Here is a 7,581-nt window from a genome sequence, read left to right on the forward strand (position 1 = left end):
TCATTTATCTTTCTTTAATTTTTCAATAAATAGATATGGACTTAATCCTGTCTTTTGTTTAAAAATTTTACTAAAGGAAACTCCACTTTTATAACCAACAACTTCTGCTAAAGATTGAATGGTATAATTTTGGAGTTTTTTATTTTCAATCAATTCGTTTAAAATATAGTTAATTCTAAGTTCATTAGTATAATCATTAAACGTCATTTTTTTATAACTTTTTATTACAGAAGTCAAGTAAGTCGTATTAGAACCTATTCTTTTTGCTGCAGTGTGTAAATTGAAATCACTTCTTAAAAAAAAGCGTTCTTTTTCTAACTTCAATAATCCATCAATTATTTTCTTTTCATTATCATCATTTACTTTAATAGGAACAACTGTTTTTTCATTATTAGCTATCTTCTTTTCATTTAAATTTATTAATAATTGTTGGTAATTAGATTCTGCAATTCTTTTATTTCTATAATAAATAGTTAATAAAATAAATGTAAAAAAAACTAAAACAGAAATAATAACGAGATATAGAATTTGAGATTTATTGTATTGATTGTTCTTACTTTTTAACGTTTGAACCTCTTCATTTAAATCTTTCTTTTCAATTTCGCTATAAGTTTTTGCCAATCCTTCTCTTTCAAGAATTGTTTTTTTACCATACAATTCTGTAAATCTGTCTATATAATAGGTTGCTGAATCATTTTTTTCAAGGGTATAAATATTGGCTAAATATTTATGTGAAAAAAGATAATGCATATTTACAAGTGTGTCTATTTTATTTATAATAATTGCTTTAAAATTCTTCTTTGCTTCATCATACTTTTTATGCCTATAAAGATTTAATCCTAAATTATAAGTATTTACTTCAATTTCAGTATAAAAATTAAGTTTAGAATAAATTTTGATGCTATTTTTATAATATCTAGTAGCTAGATCATATTGTTTTAATTCATTATTAATAATTCCAAGTTTTGCATAAACTAAAGCTAAATAATTTTCGTTTATTTTCGTACTTCGCATTTTATTTAAATAAATTGAAGCAGAATCTAAATATACTTTTCTTTTGCTTATATTATATTTATCTATATAGAAAGTACTTAAATTAATTGTGTTTCGGTTTTTCCAATCAGTAAGATATGCATCATTGTTGGTATTCTTTTCATCGATCAATCTTATTAAATTCTTAATTTCAGAAATTGCTTTATCATGCATTCCTAAAGCACCTTTTATTGAACTTAAATTACTTTTAATTTTAACAATCTGTTTAAAATCGCCATTTTGTTCCGCAATTTTTTGAGCTATCATTAAATTGTTATAGCATTTAGTATTATCGCTTTTTAATCTATAAGTATGCGATTTAATATTGTAAATATTAGCCAATTCAAACAAAAACTCCTTTCTAACAGGAATTTTTTTTAAATAAAAATCAATTTTATCAATAAACTCTTTTTCATTGTATTTCTGATTGGTTACAAAAAGCAAATGCCATTTTGCAGCATTAGCAAAAGCTAAATCAATAGGTCTTTTTGAGTAAAAAACCTTATTGGTATAATACATAGCACTGTCGGCACCTATGGTTGTGTATATAAAGAATTTACTTTTATAGAATTCAATTTCTTTTTGCGTTTGCGAGAAGGTTAAAAATGAAATAAAAAATATAATAATTGAAACCTTAATTCTATTCATAATCTTCTTTTTTTTGTAAAAATAGAAAAAAGAATGAATTAATATGAATAACGAAAAGCTGCCTATAAAATAGACAGCCTTCTTTTTAAATGTGAAAAATAGTTACTCTTTAATTATTTTGCCTGTTTGCTCAAAACCATTTTCATCTGTAATTTTATATAAATAGACTCCATTTTGCTGATTCTCTATACTAATCGTTTCATTAATTTTAGAATCTTTAATTATTTCATATCCATTATTATTATAAATTGAAACTTTATAATTATTCAAATCTTTACCTTCAAATTTTAAAATAGAATTTGTTGGATTTGGATACACTTTAATTTCATTAATTGTATCGCTATCTGATTTAAATGATGTTCCTAATAAACAATCTGGATGAATAAAACATGTTGGAGTATTTGCTCCCGAAATTCCTGGAATTGGATATCCAGAGACGATTGATCTATAAGTTCTTGTTTGTAATCCATTAGAAACAATCAGCGCGAAACTCATAACAGGACTACTATTTGGATAAAGACCATTCTCTAGATTATTTGGATCATAAGGACATCGCTGTCTAAATATTGGATTTTGCTCATTAAAAGTTAATAATGTTCCATTTAACAACCTGAAATGCCAAGTAAATGTTAATCCAACAGAAGAGATTGGAGTTCCATAAGGAGAACCAATGTAGCCATAATTTAAAGTTCCTTCATTAGTAACATCTTCTGGATTTACTGGATCAAAACCAAAACAATTTTGCGTTGGTAATGATGCTGCGATAGTTATATTTATTGAAGTTGTAGTAGCACATTGTCCCGCATTAGGTGTAAAAGTATATGTAGCAGAAACACTATTATTTACAACAGATGGATTCCAAGTTCCAGTTATTCCATTATTAGAAGTTAATGGAAGAATAGGCGCTGTACATCCATTACAAATTAAAGTGTTAATACTAAAAACAGGAACTACATTTGCATTTACTGTTATTGTTTTTGTTACAGTTACCGCACATTGACCAACATTAGGAGTAAAGGTATAAGTTCCTGTTGTAGTATTGCTAACTATTGCAGGCGACCATGTTCCGGTTATTCCATTTGTAGAAGTTGTTGGTAAAACTGGCGCTACACTTCCGCTACAAATTGAAGTTGCAAAGCTAAATGTAGGTGTAACAGAATTTACAGTTATCGTTTTGATATATAATGCGCCACATTTAATTGAACTTGGGGTAAAAGTATAAGTTCCAGTTGCAGTATTACTGACAGTAGAAGGACTCCATGTTCCTGATATTCCATTTACAGAAGTTGTTGGTAAAATTGGCGGATTGGATCCAAAACAAATACTATTAACAATATTAAACGTTGAAGTGATTGACGGATTAACTGTAACAGTTTTAACTACAACATTGGCACATAAACCAGCAGTTGGTGTAAAAGTATAATTACCAGAAGTTGTATTACTAACTGTTGTAGGCGACCATGTTCCTGTTATTCCGTTTGTTGAAGTTGTAGGTAAAATTGGCGCTACACTTCCACTACAAATAGAAGTAGCAAAACTAAATGTAGGTGTAATTTTTGGTGTAACAGTAATAGTTTTAACAACTATATTAGCACACAAACCAGCAGTTGGTGTAAAAGTATAATTACCAGTTGTAGTATTACTAACTGTTATAGGCGACCATGTTCCTGTTATTCCATTTGTCGAAGTTGTAGGTAAAATTGGCGAGGTACTTCCTACACAAATTGATGATGGCAATGTAAAAGTAGGTGTTGCTTTTGGTGTAACTGTTATTGTTTTGATTACAGCATTGGCACATAAACCAGTTGTAGGTGTAAAAGTATAGTTACCAGTGGTTGTATTACTAACTATTGCAGGCGACCATGTTCCAGTTATTCCATTTATTGAGGTTGTAGGTAAAATTGGTGCCACACTTCCACTACAAATTGAAGTTACAAAACTAAATGTGGGTGTAACTTTTGGAGTAACAGTAATAGTTACAACGAAAGTGTTCGCGCATAAACCCGCAGTTGGAGTAAAAGTATAAGTCCCAGTTGTAGTATTACTAACGACTGCTGGCGACCATGTTCCAGTTATTCCGTTTGTCGAAGTTGTTGGTAAAACTGGTGCAGCACTACCAACACAAATTGATGATGGCAAAGTAAATGTAGGAACATTATTTTGAGAAGAAGAAACATTAATTGTAACTTCTGCATCATTACTACAATTAGGGCAAGCTCCTAAAGTACATAATTTATATTTTAATTTATAAGTTCCCGGTGAAGTTCCTGCTGCCACAGTTAGAAGCCCATTTGTTGTATTTAAAGTAATTGAACCCGATAATGGTATTGGAGTAAGAGCTCCAACTATTGAAAGAGTACAATTTCCAGCTAAATTAGTTAATGGATTACTATTAAATAAATCTGTTCCATTTGAATTATTTTGTAAAACAGATATTGAAGATGCTACACAAGAGTTAACATTTAAAACATCATTTTGCGCAATAATATTTGGAGTAGAATTTTGCTGCCAATGAACCCATTGTGGTAAACCAATTGCCGAAGAAATAATTGAAGAGGTAGTAACTTGTAAATCATTAATAGTATTTGGTGAATTTACTACTGTTAAAAATCCATCTGATATATATATTCTTCCATCTCTAGCTAATTGTATTCCAGGTTCTTGAGTATTAACAACAACATTAGTAAAACTATTAGTAACTAAGTTTCTTGCAACCACTCCATTACCATCTGAATAAAACAACACATCTGAATTAGGGGAAAATTCTAAACCATATCCATAATTAAAAGAACTATTGGTAGAGTTTAAATTATTATTAAGATTAATAGCACCTGTCGTATTGTTAAATCCACCATAATAAATTCCATTTTGTGTATTAAATGCTATCCTACTTCCATTTGGCGATATTTTTAAAGAGTGTGCTAAGTTATTTCCTGGATCTGGAAGAGTAAACTCTTGTGCTACATCTGCTGTATTATTGAGTATCCCATTACATGTTACTTTAAAAGATAATAAAATTCCTCTTACAGCATTTTGAACATGTGCCACTAACCAATAATCTTTTCCATTACTATGTTTAGTTGAAGTTATTGATTGAGAATCATTAAGAAATGATTGATTGATTGTTAACGAATTTATCTGATTAAAATTATTATCAAAAAATGTTCCTGTTGACAGAGGTCTATTTATAGGTGATACAATTGAATTTGAAGACAAATCAACTTCAGAATAATACAGACCTTTTTTCTGACTAGTTAAACCGTTAATTGTAACCACATAATATATATTTGGGTTACCTGGCTTAGGGATAAAAATTACATTTTGGGTACTTGATCCGTCACCTAAAAGATTTGAAGTAATCAGAGTTGCCATTGCTCCCTGATTATTTCTCCATAATCTTACTCCATCTGAAAACAAAAGCAAATTCCCATTCTGATCTGACAATGTTGCTGAACCTTCAAGATAAAATGGAAGATTTACTAACGGCGGAGAAGATGGAATCTGAGGAAATGGGAATGTTGAAATACTTGTGCTTCCAAAATTAACACCTGGAACACTATTGCTTAATATCCAATTATTGTTTTGCAAATTCTGACTAAAACTTTTTATAGATAATAGCATTACTATAAATAAAATACATTTTTTCATTTTATAAGTCTTTTAAAATTTTACTCATTTTTTTTGTCATTTGAGATTTTAGACATTTGACTCTTGCAAGAAATCTTTAGCAAATGTTTTATGATTGAGTGAGAAAAAAAAATGAACCAAATGACAATTTTAAAATAGCAGATGACAATTTTAAAATAATCATTATAAAAAATTAGATTAACTAATTGATTATTAGATTATTAAAAGGACTTGCCTCATTTAAGCTTTGCAAGATTCATAAATAGACTTTAACGTAAATAATTTATATAATTTTACAATTATTAATCATAAAAACAACTATTATGAAAGAATTTAAAAAATTGAGTAAAGAAGAATTAAAAACTATTTCTGCAGGTCGAACATGTGTTACATGTAATGGTGGAGGCAATAACAATCCACCTCAAGGCGGTAATGATGACGGATGTGGATATGAGCCAGCACATTGCCAATCTATAGAATGGACTAATTGGTACAATTGTAAAGTTTCAAAAGGTTCGATTCCTCACCCAAGTACTTTTACCTGTTTCTAAGTATATATTAACTTTTTTCCGTTTTTTTTAATTTTTCTATGAATTGAAATGGACTTAGTCCTGTCTTTTGCTTGAAAATTTTACTAAAAGAAGCTCCATTTTTATATCCAACAACTTCTGCTAAAGATTGAATTGTATAATTTTGGAGCTTTTTGTTTTCAATTAATTCATTTAAAATATAATTAATTCTAAGATCATTGGTATAATCATTAAAAGACATTTTTTTGTAACTTTTAATGACTGAAGTGAGATAAGTTGTATTAGAACCTATTTTTTTTGCTGCTGTATGTAAATTAAAATCGCTTCTTAAGAAGAAACGGTCATTCTCTAACTTCAATAATCCTTCAATTATCTTTTTCTCATTATCATTATTTACTTTAATAGGAACAACTATTTTTTGATTATTCACTATCTTTTTTTCGTTAACGTCTATTAGTAATTGTTGGTATTTAGACTCAGCATTCTTTTTATTTTTATAATAAATAATCAGTGAAATAAATGTTGAAAACAACAAAATCAAAATAACAATGATATATACAAATTGAGATTTACTATTCCTCTTTTTTAAACTTTCAAATTCTTCATTTAAATCTTTATTCTCTATTTTACTATACGTTTTTGCCAATGCTTCCCTTTCAAGGTCGGTTTGTTTTGAGTACAATTCAGTGAATCTATCTATATAGTAAGTTGCAGAGTCGTTTCGCTCAAGTGTATAAATATTAGCCAAATATTTATGCGAAAAAAGATAATTTGTATTTACAATTGTATCTTTTTTATTTGTAATAATTGCTTTAAAATTTTTCTTTGCCTCTAAATATTTTTTATTTTGATAAAGATTTAAGCCTAAATTAAAAGTATTTACTTCTATTTCGCTATAAAAATTAAGTTTTGAGTAAATTTTTATACTATTTCTATAGTATTGATTTGCTAAATCATATTTTTTTAATTCATTATTAATAATTCCAAGTTTTGCATAAACTAAAGCTAAATAACTATCACTTATTTCTGCATTTTGCATTTTATTTAGATAAACTGAAGCAGAATCTAAATATACTTTACTTTGAGTTTCATTATATTTATCTATGTAAAAGGTACTTAAATTAATTGTGTTTCTATTTTTCCAATCTGTAAGATAATCATCATTGTTGACATTATTTTTATCAATCAGTTTTATTAAATTCTTAATTTCATGAATTGCTTTATCATGCATCCCTAAAGCTCCTTTTATTGAACTTAAATTACTTTTAATTTTAATATTTTGTTTAAAATCACCATTTTTTTCAGCATATTTTTGAGCAATAATTAAATTTTCATAGCATTTACTATTATCGCCTTTTAATCTATACGTGTGTGATTTAATATTATAAATATTAGCCAATTCAAACAAAAATTCTTTTTTAACAGGAACTTTTTTTACATAAAAATCAATTTTATCAGTAAACTCTTTTTCATTGTATTTCTGATTGGTTACAAAAAGTAGTTGCCATTTTGCAGCATTAGCAAAAGCTAAATCGATAGGTCTTTTTGAATAAAAAACCTTATTAGTATAATACATAGCACTATCCGTGCCTATTGTTGGGTAGATGAAGAATTTGCTTTTATAAAACTCAATTTCTTTTTGAGTTTGCGAGAAGGTTAAAAATGAAATAAAAAATATAATAATTGAAACCTTAATTCTATACATGCTTTTCTATTTTTTTGTAAAAGTAGAAAAAAGAATGGA

General features: G+C 27.6%; 4 protein-coding genes. 1 reads left to right on the top strand and 3 read right to left on the bottom strand.

The genetic code is table 11. The features are described from left to right. Positions 1-1,680, bottom strand: a complete 1,680-nt coding sequence (locus tag Q0049_RS08880; protein WP_298118897.1) for an AraC family transcriptional regulator — start codon at positions 1,678-1,680, stop codon at positions 1-3. Positions 1,681-1,782: 102 nt separating this feature from the next. Then, positions 1,783-5,328, bottom strand: coding sequence for a T9SS type A sorting domain-containing protein (locus Q0049_RS08885; RefSeq protein WP_298118898.1), 3,546 nt, complete (start codon positions 5,326-5,328; stop codon positions 1,783-1,785). Positions 5,329-5,630: 302 nt separating this feature from the next. Between Q0049_RS08885 and Q0049_RS08890 the strand changes: the two genes are divergently transcribed. Next, the gene (locus Q0049_RS08890) at positions 5,631-5,858 is read left to right on the top strand and encodes a hypothetical protein (RefSeq protein ID WP_298118900.1); all 228 of its coding nucleotides are present in this window, start codon (positions 5,631-5,633) and stop codon (positions 5,856-5,858) included. A 7-nt stretch (positions 5,859-5,865) separates the two neighbouring features. Here Q0049_RS08890 and Q0049_RS08895 read toward each other — a convergent pair whose 3' ends face one another. Continuing rightward, positions 5,866-7,542, bottom strand: coding sequence for a helix-turn-helix domain-containing protein (locus Q0049_RS08895; RefSeq protein ID WP_298118902.1), 1,677 nt, complete (start codon positions 7,540-7,542; stop codon positions 5,866-5,868). Positions 7,543-7,581 lie beyond the last annotated feature (39 nt).

Source organism: Flavobacterium sp. (assembly GCF_027484205.1).
In the GTDB taxonomy this organism is placed as follows: Bacteria; Bacteroidota; Bacteroidia; order Flavobacteriales; family Flavobacteriaceae; genus Flavobacterium.

Coding starts and splice junctions, on each gene's coding strand:
- Q0049_RS08880 (WP_298118897.1), bottom strand. CDS start 1,680: ATGAATAGAATTAAGGTTTCAATTATTATATTTTTTATTTCATTTTTA.
- Q0049_RS08885 (WP_298118898.1), bottom strand. CDS start 5,328: ATGAAAAAATGTATTTTATTTATAGTAATGCTATTATCTATAAAAAGT.
- Q0049_RS08890 (WP_298118900.1), top strand. CDS start 5,631: ATGAAAGAATTTAAAAAATTGAGTAAAGAAGAATTAAAAACTATTTCT.
- Q0049_RS08895 (WP_298118902.1), bottom strand. CDS start 7,542: ATGTATAGAATTAAGGTTTCAATTATTATATTTTTTATTTCATTTTTA.